Consider the following 18028-nt stretch of genomic DNA (forward strand, 5'->3'; position numbering starts at 1 on the left):
GTTCCTTTCACGTTGATATCGTAGGTTTTGTCGAGCAGATTATTTCCAGCAATGAGACGTTTGGGGTTGCCTGATAACAGGCGAACAGTTCCACTTGCGCATAGCAATTTTGCCCGGCAGTGGAAGGAAACTGTCAAAGCAATGCTGGTGGTAGCAGGAAGGGCCTTGTCGCCGATATCCCTGTTATTATCTAAACCAAAGAGAAAAGGTGTTTTCGGCCCATTCATAGGCAAAAATGGGAATAATGGCGATGTATACGGCAGTAAAACGATTTTTTGCTTATAAATCGTGGCTTAAGGTTGAAAGAGCAGGTTTAACTCGACCATACTCTATACTCGCAGTGTAGCGCGGCGTAGCATGGCGCAACGCATGGCAATTTGAAAAAGGAAAATGTCGTGGCAGAAGAAACTATTTTCAGCAAAATTATTCGTCGTGAGATCCCCTCCGATATCGTCTACCAGGATGAGCTGGTAACGGCGTTTCGCGATATTTCGCCGCAAGCGCCAACGCATATTCTGATCATTCCAAATATCCTTATCCCTACCGTGAACGACGTGTCTGCCGAGCATGAGCAGGCGTTGGGGCGTATGATCACCGTAGCGGCAAAAATCGCCGAGCAAGAGGGTATTGCCGAAGACGGCTATCGTTTGATCATGAACACCAACCGTCATGGCGGACAAGAGGTCTATCACATTCATATGCACCTGCTGGGTGGCCGTCCGTTGGGGCCAATGCTGGCGCATAAAGGCCTGTAACGATGAGAAAAGGATGCTTTGGACTGGCGTCTTTGGCGTTGCTATTGCTGGTCGGTTGTCGTTCACATCCGGAAATCCCGGTGAATGATGAACAGTCACTGGTGATGGAGTCATCTTTGCTGGCAGCGGGCATTAGCGCAGAAAAGCCCGTTCTTTCAACGTCTGATATTCAGCCTTCAGCATCCTCGACGCTTTATAACGAAAGGCAAGAACCCGTTACCGTTCATTATCGTTTTTACTGGTATGACGCCAGGGGGCTTGAGATGCACCCTCTGGAAACGCCGCGCAGCGTCACCATTCCCGCACGTTCAGCGGTGACTCTGTACGGCAGCGCCAATTTTCTTGGAGCGCACAAAGTCAGACTTTATCTTTATTTGTAAGGGGTGAATCTTGATGACAAAAATGAGTCGCTACGCCTTAATCACCGCGCTGGCGATGTTTCTCGCCGGGTGTGTGGGGCCACGTGAACCCGCACCGGTAGAAGAGGTAAAACCTGCGCCGGAGCAACCGGCTGAGCCGCAACAGCCAGTACCCACAGTGCCATCAGTGCCGACGATCCCGGAGCAGCCAGGGCCAATTGAGCACGAAGACCAAACCGCACCGCCTGCGCCGCATATTCGTCATTATGACTGGAATGGCGCAATGCAGCCGATGGTCGGTAAGATGCTTGGGGCCGATGGCGTGACCGCAGGCAGCGTCTTGCTGGTTGATAGCGTCAATAACCGCACCAATGGTTCTTTGAATACCGGGGAAGCGACAGAAACGCTGCGCAATGCACTGGCTAATAACGGTAAATTTACCCTCGTTTCCGCCCAGCAGCTTTCGATGGCCAAGCAGCAGTTAGGTTTGTCGCCGCAGGATAGCTTAGGCACCCGTAGTAAAGCCATTGGTATTGCTCGCAACGTGGGGGCTCATTACGTGCTGTACTCCAGCGCCTCTGGCAACGTTAACGCTCCGACCCTGCAAATGCAGTTGATGCTGGTGCAGACGGGCGAAATTATCTGGTCAGGTAAAGGTGCCGTTCAGCAACAATAATCCCATCACGCGCGACGAGTTATTGTCGCGCTATTTCCCGCAGTATCACCCCGTCGCGACGTTTAACAGTGGACTTAGCGGCGGGAGTTTTCTCATTGAACATCAGGATCAGCGTTTTGTTGTGCGTCAGACTCACGATCCTGATGCGCCGCAGTCCGTGTTTCTGCGCCAGTACCGGGCGTTATCAAGATTACCGGCATACCTTGCACCGAAGCCACGTCTCTATCTCCGTGGCTGGATGGCGGTCGACTATTTGCCCGGCGAGGTAAAAACGCAATTGCCGGATACCGACGAACTGGCAGGCTTGCTGTATTATCTGCATCAACAACCGCGTTTTGGCTGGCGAATAACCCTGCTGCCGTTACTGGAACGGTACTGGCAGCGAAGCGATCCGGCGCGGCGAACAGCGGGATGGTTGCGACTGTTAAAACGTCTGCGTAAAGCGCGCGAACCACAACCGTTACGATTAAGTCCGTTGCATATGGATGTTCATGCAGGGAACTTAGTCTATACCTCGTCAGGGCTAAAACTCATCGACTGGGAGTATGCCGGTGATGGCGATATCGCTCTGGAACTGGCGGCGGTGTGGGTGGAAAATAGTGAGCAGCACCGGCAATTAGTTAATGACTATGCCGTGCGGGCGAATATTAATTCGGCGCATTTGTGGCATCAGGTCAGGCGCTGGTTTCCCTGGTTACTGATGCTGAAAGCAGGGTGGTTTGAGTACCGCTGGCAACAAACCGGCGATCAACAATTTATCAGGCTGGCCAATGACACCTGGCGGCAGCTATCAATAAAACAATAAGGAGAGCAGTGTGGGTCCAGTAATGTTGGATGTTGAAGGTTATGAACTGGACGCGGAAGAGCGCGAAATACTAGCGCATCCGCTGGTGGGAGGGCTGATTCTCTTTACACGTAACTATCATGATCCAGCACAGTTGCGCGAACTGGTACGCCAGATCCGCGCAGCTTCACGCAATCACCTGGTGGTGGCGGTGGATCAGGAAGGTGGACGTGTGCAGCGTTTTCGTGACGGTTTTACCCGCTTACCGGCAGCGCAATCATTCGCTGCGCTGTTAGGAATGGAAGAGGGGGGCAAACTGGCGCAAGAGGCAGGTTGGCTGATGGCCAGCGAAATGATAGCTATGGATATTGATATCAGCTTTGCGCCAGTGCTGGACGTAGGACATATCAGCGCGGCGATTGGTGAACGTTCTTATCATGCCGACCCAGAAAAAGCCCTGGCAATCGCCAGTCGGTTTATTGATGGGATGCATGAAGCCGGAATGAAAACCACCGGTAAACATTTTCCTGGTCACGGTGCCGTAACTGCAGATTCACACAAAGAGACGCCGTGCGACCCCCGCCCGCAAGCGGAAATTCGTGCCAAAGATATGTCGGTTTTCAGTACGTTAATTTGCGAAAATAAACTCGATGCCATTATGCCCGCGCATGTGATCTACAGCGATGTTGATCCGCGTCCGGCGAGCGGTTCTCCCCACTGGCTGAAAACTGTTTTACGTCAGGAGCTGGGGTTTGACGGCGTGATTTTCTCTGACGATTTATCGATGGAAGGTGCCGCGATTATGGGCAGTTATGCCGAGCGTGGACAGGCATCACTGGATGCAGGTTGCGATATGATCCTGGTCTGCAATAATCGTAAAGGGGCCGTCAGCGTGTTAGATAATCTGTCACCGATCAAGGCAGAACGTGTTACACGTTTGTATCATAAAGGTTCATTTTCGCGACAGGAACTGATGGACTCGGCTCGCTGGAAAGAGATCAGCGCCCGTCTGAATCAGTTGCATGAACGCTGGCAGGAAGAGAAGGCAGGTCATTAACCCTGGCTTATGTGAGGAAGCGATGATTATCTATTTGCACGGTTTTGACTCTAACAGTCCGGGTAACCACGAGAAAGTCTTACAATTGCAGTTTATTGACCCGGATGTACGGCTAATAAGCTACAGTACGCGGCATCCGAAACATGATATGCAGCATTTGCTCAAAGAAGTGGACAAAATGCTGCAACTGAACGTCGACGAGCGCCCGCTCATTTGTGGTGTTGGTCTGGGCGGTTATTGGGCAGAGCGGATTGGTTTTCTCTGTGATATTCGCCAGGTGATCTTCAATCCCAATTTGTTCCCTTATGAGAACATGGAAGGGAAGATTGATCGCCCGGAAGAGTATGCCGATATTGCCACCAAGTGTGTGACCAACTTCCGTGAGAAGAATCGCGATCGTTGCCTGGTGATTTTGTCGCGTCACGATGAAGCGCTTAACAGTCAGCGGACATCTGAAGAGTTGCATCATTATTACGAGATTGTCTGGGACGAAGAGCAGACACACAAATTCAAAAATATCTCTCCGCATTTGCAGCGCATTAAAGCATTCAAAACCCTCGGTTAATTGGCATCGTCGCATCAGGTAACCTGGCCGGTACCTGATGCGGCCCCGGATTCTGTAGGTCGGATAAGGCGTTCACGCCGCATCCGACACTGGCAATGTGCCTGATGCGACGCCGTTCGCGTCTTATCAGGCCTACCAAACGCCCTCCATATACGCATCACTCTCCTGAATTAGCTCGAATAATAAACAATAAACTCTGTTTTTTGATCTCAACAGGTAAAACCGCCTATCTTTTCAGCAACAAAACTTGATTAACATCAATTTTGGTATGACCAATGCACCATTCATGTTATTCTCAATAGCGAAGAACATTTTCATTGCTGTAACCTGTTGTTAATTAAGAGCTATGTTAATAACCATTAGTTAACAATTGGTTAATAAATTTAAGGGGGTCACGTTGACTACGCCATTGAAAAAAATTGTGATTGTCGGCGGCGGTGCTGGTGGGCTGGAAATGGCAACACAGCTTGGAGATAAGCTGGGGCGCAAGAAAAAAGCCAAAATTACGTTGGTCGATCGTAACCACAGCCACCTGTGGAAACCGTTGCTGCACGAAGTGGCGACCGGATCGCTCGATGAAGGCGTTGATGCGCTGAGCTATCTGGCCCATGCGCGTAATCATGGTTTCCAGTTTCAGCTGGGGTCTGTGGTTGATATCGATCGTGAAGCGAAAACAATCACCATTGCTGAACTGCGCGACGAAAAAGGTGAATTGTTAGTTCCAGAGCGGAAAATTGCTTACGACACGCTGGTGATGGCGCTGGGTAGCACCTCTAACGATTTCAACACGCCGGGCGTAAAAGAGAACTGCATTTTCCTTGATAACCCGCATCAGGCACGTCGTTTCCATCAGGAGATGCTGAATCTGTTCCTGAAGTTTTCTGCTAACCTGGGCGCCAATGGCAAAGTGAATATTGCGATTGTTGGCGGCGGCGCGACCGGCGTAGAGCTCTCTGCCGAATTGCACAATGCCGTGAAACAACTGCACAGTTACGGTTACAAAGGGCTGACCAACGAAGCCCTGAACGTTACTCTGGTGGAAGCGGGAGAGCGAATTTTGCCAGCGTTACCGCCGCGTATCTCTGCTGCGGCTCACAATGAGTTAACGAAACTGGGCGTTCGCGTGCTGACGCAAACTATGGTTACCAGTGCCGATGAAGGCGGTTTGCACACTAAAGATGGTGAATATATTCAGGCCGATCTGATGGTGTGGGCTGCCGGGATAAAAGCACCAGATTTCCTGAAAGATATTGGTGGTCTTGAAACCAACCGTATCAATCAACTGGTGGTGGAACCGACGCTGCAAACCACGCGCGATCCAGACATTTACGCTATTGGTGACTGTGCGTCATGCCCGCGTCCGGAAGGGGGCTTTGTACCGCCGCGTGCTCAGGCCGCACATCAGATGGCGACCTGCGCAATGAACAACATTCTGGCGCAGATGAACGGTAAACCGCTGAAAAATTATCAGTATAAGGATCACGGTTCGTTGGTATCGCTGTCCAACTTCTCCACCGTCGGTAGCCTGATGGGTAACCTGACGCGCGGTTCAATGATGATTGAAGGACGAATTGCGCGCTTTGTGTACATCTCGCTATACCGAATGCATCAGATTGCGCTGCATGGCTACTTTAAAACCGGATTAATGATGCTGGTGGGCAGTATCAACCGCGTTATCCGTCCGCGTTTGAAGTTGCATTAATCGGCGTACACTGGCGGATGTGGCGTAAACGCCTCATCCGCCCTGGACAAATGGTACGAGCGGTAGGCCTGATAAGACGCGTTAAGCGTCGCATCAGGCATTCCTTCAGACTCCTCCGAATCCTTAAGTATTTCCAGCCATTCCCACGCTTTTCATCTTCTGTCTGATAGCTGCTTTTCCCCTTCGCTTGCATGATTGTCATAACTGCAAAGAAGGAGGTGTTCCCGTGAATAAATCAATGTTGGCGGGTATCGGGATTGGTGTAGCGGCTGCGCTTGGCGTAGCGGCAGTGGCCAGCCTGAACGTGTTTGAACGTGGCCCGCAATACGCTCAGGTTGTTTCTGCAACCCCAATCAAGGAAACGGTTAAAACACCGCGTCAGGAGTGCCGCAATGTCACGGTGACCCATCGCCGACCGGTACAGGATGAAAACCGCATTGCTGGTTCGGTCCTCGGGGCCGTCGCTGGCGGGGTGATAGGGCATCAGTTTGGTGGTGGTCGCGGTAAAGATGTCGCCACTGTTGTGGGGGCGCTGGGCGGTGGATATGCCGGTAACCAGATCCAGGGCTCTCTCCAGGAAAGCGATACTTACACTACCACGCAGCAGCGTTGTAAAACGGTGTATGACAAGTCAGAAAAAATGCTCGGTTATGATGTGACCTATAAGATTGGCGATCAGCAGGGCAAAATTCGGATGAACAGCGATCCGGGTACGCAAATCCCATTAGATAACAATGGGCAACTGGTTCTGAATAACAAAGTATAACAAGGCTGTACTCTGCAATTTAGCCCCTCATTCGCTCAGGCTGAGGGGCTTTTTTTGCGTCTTACTTCACCAGTTCAGGCCATAAACGCAGCGTTGTCCGGGCAATCAGCATCAGTTTTTCCAGCGATGCGCCTTCACGGGCGCTTATCGACATCCCCTGAATAATACAATTAAGAAATTCCGCAAGATGCGTTACGTCACAGTGGGCGGGAATTTCCCCGCGTGCCTGGCGTTGACTTAAAAACTGCTGCAAGGTGCGTTCTTGCATTGCGTGACGTGATTTCACCGTATGAGCAATATCGCCCGAATCCGCTGAAAGCGTGGTGCAGTTGTTAATCATAAAGCAACCCGCGGGGGTGTCTTTGCTGGTAAAGCAGCTGGCGACGGCAGCGAAATAGTCCGCCAGTGCAGACTCCACGCTTTTTTCTTCACAAAACAACTGCGCTTCATGCTTAGCGGCAAAGCGATCGATATAACGGTCGAGTACGGCGCGAAATAACCCCTCTTTGTTGGTAAATTCCGCGTAGAGCGTTGGCGCTTTGGCTCCGGTCGCTTCAACGAGGTCCGCAAGGGAAGTCGCTTCATAACCGTGCTGCCAGAACAATTTCATGGCCTTATCAAGCGCGGCGTCCCTGTCGAACACTTTTGGGCGGCCACGGCTTTTTTTTACACAATGTGTTGAGTCTGTTGCCATGATGCCATTGTACCTGGTGGCTGTGAATGAATGGTTATTATAAAAATAATCACCTCCCTTCACCAGTCCAGAAAATAGAAAAATAAAAACTCTCTATTTAACTGAAATTTAAAGTTTTTTAATTTAATTAATGATTGTTATAAAAAACTTCTTGTATGTGATCCAGATCACATCTATCATTTAGTTATCGATCGTTAAGTAATTTCTTGCGACGCCATTCACCTGCATAAGGCCACTATTATGAAAAACGTAAAAACCCTCATCGCTGCGGCGATTTTAAGTTCCATGTCATTTGCCAGCTTTGCTGCTGTCGAAGTTCAGGCAACACCAGAAGGCCAACAAAAAGTGGGTACAATTAGTGCTAACGCGGGGACAAATCTGGGATCGCTGGAAGAACAGCTGGCACAAAAAGCGGATGAGATGGGCGCAAAATCTTTCCGTATTACTTTTGTAACCGGTCCGAATACCCTCCACGGAACGGCAGTCATTTATAAATAAGCATTAACCCTCATTAATGCCCGCTATTGCTGCTTTTTTCCCCGCGACATACTGTGCCGCGGGGATTTTTTTATCCGGGAGTTACAGCGATTGTGGGCTCAGTTGATGGCGGCGCACATCTACCGGCATTCCGGAACGGACATCCATCACATGCTGCATCACTTCAGCATCAGTTTGTGCTGCATCTTTAAATGATTGCATTGCGCTATTCAGCGTAATCGGCAATAGCTGCGGATCGTCATCAATCTTCTCTGACAGCGGCTGATGCACTTCAACCAGACGCGCACCGTTTGGTTCGGCAGAGACTTTTATCGGCGTGTTGATGATATTCACTTTGGTGCCTGGGGTAACCTGGCTAAAGAGTGTTTTGATATCGTCATCACGCAGACGAATACAGCCAGAACTTACCCGCATGCCAATACCGAAATCGGCGTTCGTACCGTGAAGCAAATAAACGCCGCCATAGGCCGCCAGACGAATCGCATGATGGCCCATTGGGTTATCTGGTCCAGCAGGAACTACCGCAGGCAACTCAATTCCCTGTGCTTTATAACGGGCGCGAATATTCGCTGTAGGCGTCCAGGTTGGGTTTGCACGTTTGTCTGAAACGGTGGTCACCATTGTCGGTGTCAGCGTGTCACCACCTAACTGACCAATACCTATTGGATACACGGTTACCGAATTTTTACCCGGCGGGTAGTAATAGAGACGCAGCTCCGCAATGTTGATCACAATGCCTTCGCGCGGCGCGTCTGGTAGTAGAGTTTGCAACGGAATCGTTAACACGCTACCCGCGCGTGGCACGTAAGGATCAACGCCGGGGTTAGCCTGTAACAGAGCGAGAAAGCCGACGTTATATTTTTTGGCGATGGCTTCCAGCGAACCACCGTCATTTTCCACCACATGAAATTTATTTTCGCCAACCAGACGACTGCCCGCTGGCGGCAGCGGCCAGGTGTTGGCTTTTGCCGGTAGCGTCAGCGCCACGGCAGCGGCGAACGTAAAAAACGTTAGCCAGCGAGAAAAACGCGTTTTGATCATCACCAAAAGTCCATAATAAATATAAGGTTATTGTAATAAAAAGATAAGCCTGAATTATGGATGGTGACAGTGTCGGATAGTGCAGGGAAGTGCAAAGAATTTGTAAATGTTACAGATGGGGGCGCAGAAACGCCCCCGATATCACCATTAAGCGATCGCGTTCTCTTCCAGTTCACGCATAAACTGGCGAACCCATTCGATACGCGTTTTCCGCTCGCTCAAATCCTGAATAAACTTCAGGCGCGTCGGGCCATCAAGGCGATAATGCTGCGGCTGTTTTTGCAGCAAACCAATCAGCCAGGCTGGATTCACGTGATTCTTCTCGGCAAATTCGATCACGCCGCCTTTCTCATTACCTTCCAGCTTCCTGATCCCCAGTTTCTGCGCTTGCTGGCGCAGACGGGCAATATCCAGCAGGGTACGCGCCGGATCCGGCAGCAGGCCGAAGCGATCGATAAGCTCGACTTTGATCTCTTCCAGTTCGTTTTCCGTTTTGGCGCTGGCAATACGTTTATAGAACGACAAACGCGTATTCACGTCAGGGATGAAATCATCTGGCAATAGCGACGGCATCCGCAGCTCGACTTCTGTTTGCTGGCTGGTGAGATCTTCCAGCGACGGCTCGCGTCCGGCTTTCAGTGCATCGACGGCGTTTTCCAGCAACTCCATATACAGCGAGAAACCGATGGTTTCCATCGAGCCGCTCTGTTCTTCGCCAAGCAATTCACCCGCGCCGCGGATCTCCAGATCGTGCGTTGCCAGCGCAAAGCCTGCCCCGAGATCTTCCAGCGAGGCAATCGCTTCAAGACGTTTTTGCGCATCGGTAGTCATCGCTTTCGGATGCGGCGTCAGCAGCCATGCATATGCCTGATGATGCGAACGTCCGACGCGACCGCGCAACTGGTGTAGCTGCGCCAGACCGAAGTGATCCGCGCGTTCAATGATAATGGTGTTGGCAGTCGGGATGTCGATTCCGGTTTCGATGATGGTGGTACAAACCAGCACGTTGAAACGTTGATGATGGAAATCATTCATCACCCGTTCCAGTTCACGCTCACGCATCTGCCCGTGACCGATGGCAATCCGCGCTTCAGGCACCAGTTCCGCCAGCCGTTCGGCGGCTTTCTGGATGTTTTCCACATCATTGTAGAGATAATAAACCTGCCCCCCGCGCAAAATTTCACGCAGAATCGCCTCTCTGACCACCAGACTGTCATACTCGCGGACAAACGTTTTAACAGCCAGACGACGGGCGGGTGGCGTGGCGATAATCGACAGGTCACGCATTCCGCTCATCGCCATATTCAGCGTACGTGGGATTGGCGTAGCGGTAAGCGTCAGAATATCCACGTTCGCCCGCATCGCTTTAATGCGCTCTTTATGACGCACCCCGAAGCGGTGTTCTTCATCGACAATCAGCAAGCCTAAATCTTTAAACTTGACGTCATTTTGCAGCAGTTTGTGCGTACCGATCAGAATATCGATTTTCCCTTCCGCCACTTCCGCAAGGATTTGCGTCTGCTCTTTGGCGCTGCGGAAACGGGAGATCATTTCGATGCGTACCGGCCAGTTGGCGAAACGGTCGCGGAAGTTGTCGTAATGCTGTTGCGCGAGAAGGGTGGTTGGCACCAACACCGCCACCTGCTTGTGATTCTCTACCGCCAGGAAAGCGGCGCGCATCGCGACTTCTGTTTTACCAAAGCCAACATCGCCGCACACCAGACGATCCATTGCCAGCGGCTGACACATGTCGCTAAGCACAGCATTAATGGCTTGCGCCTGATCCGGCGTGGTTTCAAACGGGAAGCTGTCGCAGAACAATTGATATTGCTCACGATCGTGCTTAAACGCGAAGCCCTCTTTGGCGGCGCGTTGCGCGTAGATATCCAGCAATTCCGCCGCCACATCACGCACTTTTTCCGCCGCTTTCTGCCGCGCGCGTGACCATGCATCGCCGCCAAGTTTATGCAGCGGGGCGTTTTCTTCCGCGCCACCCGCGTAACGGCTAATCAGATGCAGTGACGACACCGGAACATACAGTTTGGCATCGTTGGCATAGGTGAGCATCAAATACTCGCCAGTAATGCCGCCAGCTTCCAGCGTGGTCATTCCGGCATAGCGCCCGACGCCGTGCTCCAGATGGACCACCGGCTGACCAATGTGCAGCTCAGCGAGGTTACGGATCAGTGTATCGGGGTTGATGGCTCGCCGTGAATCCTGACGACGGCGGGCAACACGTTCACCGAGCAGATCACTTTCGCAGATCAGCGCCAGATTACGCACCGTATCGACAAAACCATGTTCGGCAGCGCCAATCATCAAATAACGCCCACGGTCGCTGGCTTCATCAAGACGCATAATGCGTTGCGGGGCAATTTTAATTCGCGCGAGCAGTTCACCCAGCGCTTCACGGCGACCTTCACTTTCTACCGAGAACACCACCGGACCGTCGAAAGACTCGAGGAACTTACGCAGCGCATCCAGCGGCGCTTTTTGTTGCGCCTGAACGGCCAGGTCTGGCAGCTTCTCGAAGCCTAAATTGGCATTCGCTGCTTTTGTCGGTAAATGTTCTGCTTTTAGCTGCACGCGGGGCCAGTTTTTCAGCTCTGAGAAGAGCTCGTCCACCCGCAGCCAGAGCGATTGTGGCGGCAACAGCGGTCGCATTGGATCGACGCCACGGCTTTCAAAACGCGCCAGCGTGTCAGCCTGGAAACGTTCAGCACTGTTTTCCAGATCGCCAGTATTCACCAGCAATGTATTGGCAGGGAAATAACTGAACAGTGGCGGCAGCGGTTCGCTGAAGAATAGCGGCTGCCAGTACTCGATCCCGGCAGGCAATGTGCCTTTACTCACTTGCTGGTAAATATGTTCCGGATCGCGCTTCACTTCGAAGGTATCGCGCCACTGGCTGCGGAACAGTTCAATTGCCGCTTTATCGGTCGGGAATTCGTGTGCGGGCAGCAGGTTGATGGCTTCAACTTCTTCCAGCGTGCGCTGGCTATCGACGTCAAATACACGCAGGCTGTCGATTTCATCATCAAAGAAATCAAGACGATAAGGCAGTTCGCTGCCCATAGGGAAGAGATCCAACAACGCGCCGCGCGTGGCGTATTCGCCGTGCTCCATCACCTGATCAACATGGCGATAACCTGCGCTGTCCAATTGGGTTCGTAATGCATCTCGTGACAGGCGCTGACCTTTTTTCATCACCAGCGCATGACCGTGGAGAAAACTGTGCGGGCAAACGCGCTGCATAAGCGTATTCACCGGAACAATCAGTACGCCACGCTGCATCGTCGGTAGCTGGTAAAGGGTGGAAAGGCGCGAGGAGATGATGTCCTGATGAGGCGAAAAACTGTCGTAAGGGAGTGTTTCCCAGTCCGCCAGATTCATCACCATCTGATCGGTGAACTGGCTGATTTCATCATGCAAACGCAGAGCATTTTGCATATCTGGTGCAATGAGTACCACCGGACCGGCGTGACGTTCGGCAATTTCCGCCACCAGCGTCGCGCAGGCAGCGCCAGTTAACTCGCCCAGCAGACGCTGCTCACCCGCTTTGACGGGCAGCGTATAACGATATTGTTCAGGCATAACGGTTGTCAGAGTCTCGTTAGGATATGCCCCAACATATGGGGGCCTATCTCTGATAAGCAATGCTGTTCATTATCCGTAATCGAGATGGTTTAGCAAATTGAATCGCCCCGGCTGGGGCGATGGCTTAACGAGAGTAACTGGTGGCAGGCAGAGAAGGCGGGGAGAACAACAGGTCGCTGAATGCGCGTTGTGAAAATTTTCGCACCAGTAATCCAGCAACAGTACAAATCAACAAACTGACAAAGGGATAAACCAGCAGGAGCGTCAGTTCGAGTTGCGGCGACCAGCGGGCTGCATTCATTTGCGGAATCAGACTTAAGCTGAATATCTCTACCAGAATGCGATGGGTGGTGTAGATGGCAATGGTGTTAGAACCAATCACATTCAGCAGGCTGGAGGAACGCATACCGAAACGCTGCTCGTACTGATAAAACAGTTTCATGATCACTACAATCGATACCAGCGACAACAGCAGCGAGATATTAAACAACCAGGCAGCAACCGCCAGAACAGCCAGCAAAGAAGCCATCAGCAGATGGCGGCGCAACGGCACCTCTTTAACACAGGTCATTAATGTTGCGCCAAACCATGCACCAAGGCTGTAATAAGGCAAATTGCGGATCACACTGTTCATTCCCCACCATGGCGTGGGAACGAAATTAACCGCCACACTCATCAGCACAAACAGAACGAATAACGGCAGTGCCAGGTGGTTAAAAATTTTACATATCACGAAATAGACAATTAAAGCATACAGATACCACAAGCTGGTGCTGGCGGTGATCATCCCGTGCAGGAACTCACCGGTGGAATCGGCATACGCGGCATTGGAGGCATTGCTTAAATCGCGCTCAGGCGCCAGCCACGGGTTCAGCGCACTTAACGCCATCCACTGCACCACGCCCCAAAGCGCCAGCACCCAGAAGATATTCCAGATGCGTTTATCGAGACAATTTCCCCAGGGTACGCTGTCGATATAGCGGCGAATCAAGTAGCCGGAAATAAAGAAAAAAACCGGCATACGAAAGGGCGCAAGGTAAAGATTGAAATAGATCCAGCATTTGCTCAGGACTTCCGATAACGGATGCTGGAAAGTGGTCAGATGCGGATAAAAGGTAATGACCGAGTGATAAATCACCACCAGACAAATACATAACCCTTTGATCTGGTTAATCCATAGCTCTTTTTGTTTCATCAGGACAACACGCTCTTTTTATTTAACATGCTGTTGATCCTGCGGGGCGAGTCGCGTGGTGTAATGCGTATCTGTCTGTATTTGGTTATTTTTCAGATAAAGATCAGGCCACAAGGCCGATGAGAAAATGAGGCCCTTTAGCCGATTGATTTGCTGGTACTTTTCAGATTAGCCCTGACGATCACTTACAGTTCAGACGTTTACCCATCCCGCTTTCGCTTATATACTCGTGTCTTTGCTAACAGCAACCAGACGGATTTCATGTACCAACCTGTCGCTCTATTTATTGGCCTGCGTTACATGCGTGGGCGTGCAGCGGATCGCTTCGGTCGTTTCGTCTCCTGGCTTTCTACCATCGGCATTACCCTCGGGGTGATGGCGCTGGTCACAGTATTGTCAGTGATGAACGGCTTTGAGCGCGAGCTGCAAAACAACATCCTTGGCCTGATGCCACAGGCAATTCTCTCTTCTGAGCATGGCTCTCTTAACCCGCAGCAACTCCCGGAAACGGCAGTCAAACTGGACGGCGTTAATCGCGTCGCACCTATCACTACCGGTGATGTGGTACTGCAAAGCGCGCGCAGCGTGGCGGTCGGGGTGATGCTGGGTATCGACCCGGCGCAAAAAGATCCACTAACGCCGTATCTGGTCAATGTGAAACAAACTGACCTCGAGCCGGGGAAATATAATGTCATCCTCGGTGAACAGCTGGCCTCACAGTTGGGCGTTAATCGCGGTGATCAAATCCGCGTGATGGTGCCATCTGCCAGCCAGTTCACGCCAATGGGGCGTATTCCAAGCCAGCGCCTGTTCAATGTGATTGGCACTTTCGCCGCCAACAGTGAAGTCGATGGCTATGAAATGCTGGTGAATATTGAGGATGCCTCGCGTCTGATGCGTTACCCGGCAGGCAATATTACCGGCTGGCGTTTGTGGCTGGATGAGCCGCTGAAAGTCGACTCATTAAGTCAGCAAAAACTGCCTGAAGGCAGCAAATGGCAGGACTGGCGTGACCGTAAAGGCGAGCTGTTCCAGGCCGTACGCATGGAAAAAAATATGATGGGCTTGCTGCTGAGCCTGATTGTCGCCGTTGCGGCGTTTAACATTATTACCTCGCTGGGGCTAATGGTGATGGAGAAGCAGGGCGAAGTAGCGATCCTGCAAACGCAAGGCTTAACTCCGCGACAAATCATGATGGTCTTTATGGTGCAAGGGGCCAGCGCCGGGATTATCGGCGCAATCCTCGGAGCAGCGCTTGGCGCACTGCTTGCCAGCCAGTTGAATAATCTGATGCCGATAATCGGCGTCCTGCTTGATGGCGCAGCGCTGCCGGTGGCTATCGAACCTTTACAGGTCATTGTTATTGCGCTGGTGGCGATGGCTATCGCGCTGTTGTCTACGCTTTACCCTTCCTGGCGCGCTGCCGCCACTCAACCCGCTGAGGCTTTACGTTATGAATAAGATCCTGTTGCAATGCGACAACCTGTGCAAACGCTATCAGGAAGGCAGTGTGCAAACCGATGTGCTGCACAATGTCAGTTTCAGCGTGGGCGAAGGTGAAATGATGGCGATCGTCGGTAGCTCTGGTTCTGGTAAAAGTACCTTGCTGCACCTGTTAGGCGGGCTGGATACGCCAACCTCCGGCGATGTGATTTTTAATGGTCAGCCAATGAGCAAACTGTCTTCGGCGGCGAAAGCAGAACTGCGCAACCAGAAGCTGGGCTTTATTTATCAGTTTCACCACTTGCTGCCGGATTTTACCGCCCTGGAAAACGTGGCTATGCCGCTGCTGATTGGCAAGAAAAAGCCCGCTGAAATCAACAGTCGAGCGTTGGAAATGTTAAAAGCGGTGGGGCTGGAGCATCGTGCGAATCACCGCCCGTCAGAGCTTTCCGGTGGTGAGCGCCAGCGTGTGGCGATTGCCCGTGCGCTGGTCAATAACCCGCGCCTGGTACTGGCGGATGAACCTACCGGTAACCTTGACGCGCGTAACGCAGACAGCATCTTCCAGTTGCTTGGGGAGTTGAATCGCTTGCAGGGCACCGCCTTCCTGGTGGTCACTCACGACCTGCAACTGGCGAAACGTATGAGCCGCCAACTGGAGATGCGTGATGGTCGTCTGACGGCGGAACTAAGCCTGATGGGGGCGGAGTAATGGCGATGCCTTTATCGTTATTAATTGGCCTGCGTTTTAGTCGCGGACGGCGGCGCGGCGGCATGGTGTCGCTGATCTCCGTCATTTCTACCATTGGCATTGCACTTGGCGTGGCGGTATTGATCGTCGGCTTAAGCGCGATGAATGGCTTTGAACGCGAACTGAACAACCGCATTCTTGCTGTGGTACCGCACGGTGAAATTGAGGCGGTAGATCAGCCGTGGACTAACTGGCAGGAAGCACTGGATAAAGTGCAGAAAGTGCCGGGTATTGCCGCCGCTGCGCCGTATATCAATTTCACCGGGCTGGTGGAGAGCGGCGCGAATCTGCGCGCTCTGCAGGTTAAAGGCGTTGATCCGCAACAGGAACAGCGTCTGAGCGCGCTGCCATCATTTGTCCAGGGCGATGCCTGGAACAATTTTAAAGCGGGCGAACAGCAAATTATCATCGGCAAAGGCGTGGCGGATGCGCTGAAAGTGAAGCAGGGCGATTGGGTGTCGATTATGATCCCAAACTCGAATCCCGAGCATAAGCTGATGCAGCCGAAACGTGTGCGTTTGCACGTTGCGGGTATTTTGCAGTTGAGTGGCCAACTCGATCACAGTTTTGCCATGATCCCGCTGGCGGATGCCCAACAATATCTTGATATGGGTTCCAGTGTGTCAGGCATTGCCCTTAAAATGACGGATGTTTTTAACGCTAACAAACTGGTACGTGACGCGGGTGAAGTAACCAACAGCTATGTTTATATTAAAAGCTGGATTGGTACTTACGGCTATATGTATCGCGATATCCAGATGATCCGCGCCATTATGTATCTGGCGATGGTACTGGTGATTGGCGTGGCCTGTTTCAACATCGTCTCCACCTTAGTGATGGCGGTGAAAGACAAGAGTGGCGATATCGCAGTTTTAAGAACGCTGGGGGCGAAAGACGGTTTAATTCGCGCCATCTTTGTCTGGTATGGATTGCTGGCAGGGCTGTTCGGCAGCCTCTGTGGTGTGATTATCGGCGTAGTGGTTTCACTGCAACTTACCCCGATTATTGAGTGGATTGAAAAGCTGATTGGTCATCAGTTCCTCTCCAGCGATATCTATTTTATTGACTTCCTGCCATCGGAATTGCACTGGCTGGACGTCTTCTACGTACTGGTCACAGCATTGTTGCTGAGTCTTTTGGCAAGTTGGTATCCGGCGCGACGCGCCAGTAATATTGACCCTGCGCGAGTCCTTAGCGGCCAGTAAAGGCAGTACATTAAAACAAGGAGCGGCAATGTATTACGGGTTTGATATTGGTGGAACGAAAATTGCGCTAGGCGTGTTTGATAGCGGTCGGCAGTTGCAGTGGGAAAAGCGGGTGCCGACACCGCGTGATAGCTATGACGCATTTTTAGATGCAGTGTGCGAACTGGTGGCCGAAGCCGATCAGCGTTTTGGCTGTAAAGGTTCTGTCGGCATCGGTATTCCGGGAATGCCGGAAACAGAAGATGGCACGCTGTATGCCGCCAATGTCCCCGCCGCCAGTGGTAAACCGTTGCGTGCCGATCTGAGCGCCCGCCTTGAACGCGATGTGCGCCTTAATAACGACGCCAACTGCTTTGCCCTTTCTGAAGCCTGGGACGATGAATTTACCCAATATCCACTGGTGATGGGACTGATCCTGGGGACTGGCGTTGGCGGTGGACTGGTATTCAACGGTAAACCGGTAACGGGTAAAAGCTATATTACGGGTGAATTTGGGCATATGCGCCTTCCCGTCGATGCATTAACCATGATGGGGCTGGATTTCCCGTTACGTCGCTGCGGCTGTGGTCAGCACGGTTGCATTGAAAATTATCTGTCTGGTCGCGGTTTTGCGTGGCTGTATCAACACTATTATCATCAACCGTTGCAGGCTCCCGAAATTATTGCGCTTTATGAGCAAGGCGATGAGCAGGCAAGGGCGCACGTTGAGCGTTATCTGGATTTATTAGCGGTTTGTCTGGGAAATATCCTGACCATTGTTGACCCTGATTTGCTGGTCATTGGCGGTGGCTTATCGAATTTCCCGGCAATCACAACGCAACTGGCGGACAGGCTGCCTCGTCATCTCTTACCTGTAGCTCGTGTTCCGCGCATTGAACGCGCGCGTCACGGGGATGCAGGAGGAATGCGTGGTGCGGCCTTCCTACATCTAACCGATTAA

Annotated in this window: 17 protein-coding genes; 13 read left to right on the plus strand and 4 right to left on the minus strand. The window is 51.9% G+C overall.

Going from position 1 to position 18028, the window contains the following annotated elements; genetic code table 11:
* Positions 1-395 precede the first annotated feature (395 nt).
* The 8 genes from hinT to FEK50_RS17640 all read left to right on the plus strand — a co-directional run bounded on the left by hinT (position 396) and on the right by FEK50_RS17640 (position 6664).
* Positions 396-755: a purine nucleoside phosphoramidase gene (hinT, locus tag FEK50_RS17605; protein WP_054445830.1), complete on the plus strand. Its 360-nt coding sequence runs from the start codon at positions 396-398 to the stop codon at positions 753-755.
* Positions 756-757: 2 nt separating this feature from the next.
* Positions 758-1135, plus strand: a complete 378-nt coding sequence (locus FEK50_RS17610; protein ID WP_130205557.1) for a YcfL family protein — start codon at positions 758-760, stop codon at positions 1133-1135.
* Positions 1136-1148: 13 nt separating this feature from the next.
* Positions 1149-1790, plus strand: coding sequence for a penicillin-binding protein activator LpoB (gene lpoB / locus FEK50_RS17615; RefSeq protein WP_130205559.1), 642 nt, complete (start codon positions 1149-1151; stop codon positions 1788-1790).
* On the plus strand, positions 1771-2595 hold the full coding sequence (gene thiK, locus FEK50_RS17620) for a thiamine kinase (RefSeq protein WP_130205561.1): 825 nt from the start codon (positions 1771-1773) through the stop codon (positions 2593-2595). Before lpoB ends, thiK begins: the two co-directional genes overlap by 20 nt.
* 10 nt (positions 2596-2605) lie before the next feature.
* On the plus strand, positions 2606-3631 hold the full coding sequence (gene nagZ / locus FEK50_RS17625; RefSeq protein WP_130205563.1) for a beta-N-acetylhexosaminidase: 1026 nt from the start codon (positions 2606-2608) through the stop codon (positions 3629-3631).
* Positions 3632-3653: 22 nt separating this feature from the next.
* Positions 3654-4196: an alpha/beta hydrolase YcfP gene (ycfP, locus tag FEK50_RS17630; RefSeq protein ID WP_075331716.1), complete on the plus strand. Its 543-nt coding sequence runs from the start codon at positions 3654-3656 to the stop codon at positions 4194-4196.
* A gap of 397 nt (positions 4197-4593) precedes the next feature.
* Positions 4594-5898, plus strand: coding sequence for an NADH-quinone dehydrogenase (gene ndh / locus FEK50_RS17635; protein WP_064528597.1), 1305 nt, complete (start codon positions 4594-4596; stop codon positions 5896-5898).
* Positions 5899-6124: 226 nt separating this feature from the next.
* On the plus strand, positions 6125-6664 hold the full coding sequence (locus FEK50_RS17640; protein ID WP_064528599.1) for a glycine zipper 2TM domain-containing protein: 540 nt from the start codon (positions 6125-6127) through the stop codon (positions 6662-6664).
* A 61-nt stretch (positions 6665-6725) separates the two neighbouring features.
* On the opposite strand, the gene comR is transcribed toward FEK50_RS17640, so the two are convergent.
* Positions 6726-7358: a TetR family copper-responsive transcriptional repressor ComR gene (gene comR, locus FEK50_RS17645; RefSeq protein ID WP_130205569.1), complete on the minus strand. Its 633-nt coding sequence runs from the start codon at positions 7356-7358 to the stop codon at positions 6726-6728.
* Between the two features lie 240 nt (positions 7359-7598).
* On the opposite strand from comR, the gene bhsA reads away from it, so the two are divergent.
* Entirely contained in the window at positions 7599-7856 is a 258-nt protein-coding gene (gene bhsA / locus FEK50_RS17650; protein ID WP_131162241.1) for a multiple stress resistance protein BhsA, read from the plus strand.
* Positions 7857-7937: 81 nt separating this feature from the next.
* Here bhsA and ldtC read toward each other — a convergent pair whose 3' ends face one another.
* From ldtC to FEK50_RS17665, 3 genes are all read right to left on the minus strand, one after another.
* Positions 7938-8900: a L,D-transpeptidase LdtC gene (gene ldtC, locus FEK50_RS17655; RefSeq protein WP_165383267.1), complete on the minus strand. Its 963-nt coding sequence runs from the start codon at positions 8898-8900 to the stop codon at positions 7938-7940.
* 144 nt (positions 8901-9044) lie between these two features.
* The gene (gene mfd, locus FEK50_RS17660) at positions 9045-12491 is read right to left on the minus strand and encodes a transcription-repair coupling factor (RefSeq protein ID WP_131162240.1); all 3447 of its coding nucleotides are present in this window, start codon (positions 12489-12491) and stop codon (positions 9045-9047) included.
* Between the two features lie 127 nt (positions 12492-12618).
* Positions 12619-13689, minus strand: coding sequence for an acyltransferase family protein (locus tag FEK50_RS17665; protein WP_131162239.1), 1071 nt, complete (start codon positions 13687-13689; stop codon positions 12619-12621).
* Between the two features lie 261 nt (positions 13690-13950).
* Here FEK50_RS17665 and lolC point away from each other — a divergent pair, with 261 nt between their 5' ends.
* The 4 genes from lolC to nagK are packed head-to-tail and all read left to right on the plus strand — an operon-like array spanning position 13951 to position 18028.
* Positions 13951-15150, plus strand: a complete 1200-nt coding sequence (gene lolC / locus FEK50_RS17670) for a lipoprotein-releasing ABC transporter permease subunit LolC (protein ID WP_000284714.1) — start codon at positions 13951-13953, stop codon at positions 15148-15150.
* Positions 15143-15844, plus strand: coding sequence for a lipoprotein-releasing ABC transporter ATP-binding protein LolD (lolD, locus tag FEK50_RS17675; RefSeq protein ID WP_001033695.1), 702 nt, complete (start codon positions 15143-15145; stop codon positions 15842-15844). The genes lolC and lolD overlap by 8 nt, the downstream gene beginning before the upstream one ends.
* Positions 15844-17088 (plus strand): lipoprotein-releasing ABC transporter permease subunit LolE, encoded by a 1245-nt coding sequence (gene lolE, locus FEK50_RS17680; protein WP_042003467.1) that lies wholly within the window; start codon positions 15844-15846, stop codon positions 17086-17088. The genes lolD and lolE overlap by 1 nt, the downstream gene beginning before the upstream one ends.
* Before the next feature lie 28 nt (positions 17089-17116).
* The gene (gene nagK / locus FEK50_RS17685) at positions 17117-18028 is read left to right on the plus strand and encodes an N-acetylglucosamine kinase (RefSeq protein ID WP_130205577.1); all 912 of its coding nucleotides are present in this window, start codon (positions 17117-17119) and stop codon (positions 18026-18028) included.

It is taken from the genome of Escherichia sp. E2586 (assembly GCF_005781105.1).
Classification (GTDB): domain Bacteria; phylum Pseudomonadota; class Gammaproteobacteria; order Enterobacterales; family Enterobacteriaceae; genus Escherichia.

What these genes read in the sequence shown, in the direction of transcription:
- bhsA (WP_131162241.1), top strand. Translation starts at nt 7,599, where the DNA reads ATGAAAAACGTAAAAACCCTCATCGCTGCGGCGATTTTAAGTTCCATG.
- mfd (WP_131162240.1), bottom strand. Translation starts at nt 12,491, where the DNA reads ATGCCTGAACAATATCGTTATACGCTGCCCGTCAAAGCGGGTGAGCAG.
- FEK50_RS17665 (WP_131162239.1), bottom strand. Translation starts at nt 13,689, where the DNA reads ATGAAACAAAAAGAGCTATGGATTAACCAGATCAAAGGGTTATGTATT.
- lolD (WP_001033695.1), top strand. Translation starts at nt 15,143, where the DNA reads ATGAATAAGATCCTGTTGCAATGCGACAACCTGTGCAAACGCTATCAG.
- comR (WP_130205569.1), bottom strand. Translation starts at nt 7,358, where the DNA reads ATGGCAACAGACTCAACACATTGTGTAAAAAAAAGCCGTGGCCGCCCA.
- FEK50_RS17610 (WP_130205557.1), top strand. Translation starts at nt 758, where the DNA reads ATGAGAAAAGGATGCTTTGGACTGGCGTCTTTGGCGTTGCTATTGCTG.
- lpoB (WP_130205559.1), top strand. Translation starts at nt 1,149, where the DNA reads ATGACAAAAATGAGTCGCTACGCCTTAATCACCGCGCTGGCGATGTTT.
- ycfP (WP_075331716.1), top strand. Translation starts at nt 3,654, where the DNA reads ATGATTATCTATTTGCACGGTTTTGACTCTAACAGTCCGGGTAACCAC.
- nagK (WP_130205577.1), top strand. Translation starts at nt 17,117, where the DNA reads ATGTATTACGGGTTTGATATTGGTGGAACGAAAATTGCGCTAGGCGTG.
- lolC (WP_000284714.1), top strand. Translation starts at nt 13,951, where the DNA reads ATGTACCAACCTGTCGCTCTATTTATTGGCCTGCGTTACATGCGTGGG.
- lolE (WP_042003467.1), top strand. Translation starts at nt 15,844, where the DNA reads ATGGCGATGCCTTTATCGTTATTAATTGGCCTGCGTTTTAGTCGCGGA.